This window comes from Phocaeicola sp. RTP21198st1_B8_RTP21198_201120 (genome assembly GCF_040929485.1).
Classification (GTDB): domain Bacteria; phylum Bacteroidota; class Bacteroidia; order Bacteroidales; family Bacteroidaceae; genus Phocaeicola; species Phocaeicola dorei.
In genome coordinates this window covers 1-1181 of the sequence record NZ_JBCOCI010000447.1, presented here as the reverse complement: position 1 = coordinate 1181, position 1181 = coordinate 1, and the positions used below count along the sequence as shown (strand labels likewise).

The 1181-nt window shown below is 45.2% G+C and carries 1 protein-coding gene and 1 pseudogene; both read left to right on the top strand.

Going from position 1 to position 1181, the window contains the following annotated elements; genetic code table 11:
* Positions 1-539, top strand: a pseudogene (locus tag AB5935_RS27155) (hypothetical protein); the annotation flags it as partial.
* Positions 540-551: 12 nt separating this feature from the next.
* Positions 552-1181 (top strand): DUF1735 domain-containing protein (locus tag AB5935_RS27150; protein WP_368327995.1); only part of this gene is annotated, 630 nt, incomplete at its 3' end.

Genomic DNA, 1181 nt, shown 5'->3' with positions numbered 1-1181 from the left:
ACTATATAGATTGCACGGCTAAAGATAAACAGAATACCTCTATTACCTCTGCTGTTGAGGCAGTGCGTACAGGGACATTTGACGGGATTGCCCTCGGTTCGGAAGGCTCTGCGGTAGATGTTTCGGTGTTAAAGCCACTGGTAGATGCTTTGGGACAGACACCGTGTCTGTTAGTTTTTGAAGGTACCCCTTCATTGTTGCCGGAAGCGCAGCGCAGCCTTTTCAACTATTTCGTACTTGATATTTCCGCTGCATCCGATGAATATGATATAGAAACCTCCGTGCTCTATGCCACCGGATATGGCAAGGCCGCACCGGATCGTCTGCTGTTGGCCGTCACTCCTGACGGTACATTAACCGACAATAACGGAGTGACGCGCAATGCCATCGCCGGAGCTGCTTACGGTGCTCTCAATATGGAAACGCCATTGGGAGGTATTGCTATTTACAATATCTCTGCCGATTACTACGATACTGATATTATTTATAAACAGACCCGTGGAGGTATTCAATTCCTGAATCCTGCTTCGGTTCATTAAACGATGTAAGCTATGAGAATACATAAACTTTATCAGTGCTTTGCAGCTGCAGTTTTGTTATTTCTGCTGGTTGCCTGTGATAATACGGATTACAGCGAAAAGTCACCGTTCGATAATTCGGCATACCTGAATGTGGCTGCTAGTAAGAATACGGAAACTTTTACTTTTAATCGTAAAGTAACGAGCCAGACGAAAACGTTTACAGTGAAATTGTCATATCCTGCAGGGGATGATTCCAAGGTAAGTTTAAAGGTAGATCCTTCATTAGTCGGTGTATATAATGCGAAGAATGACACTCATTATGAGATGTTGCCTGCCGAACATTATCAATTATCGCAGGAGTCCGTTACAATTCCTGCCGGAAAAACGACTTCGGAAGACATCAGTATTCGATTCTTGAAACTCGACGAACTGGAGATTGACGCCACTTACCTCTGTCCGCTTTCTATTGGCGGGGCTGAAGGAGTGGGAGTAATGGACGGCTCACGCACAATGTATTATCTGGTGCGTCGCTCTAGTGCTATAACAACGGCAATGAATCTCAAGAATGTCTATGTTACCGTTCCAGGATTTGATAAGGGAAGTGCGACGGCGGATGTTGTGAATAATCTAAGCGCTGTGACGATGGAGGCGATTATACGG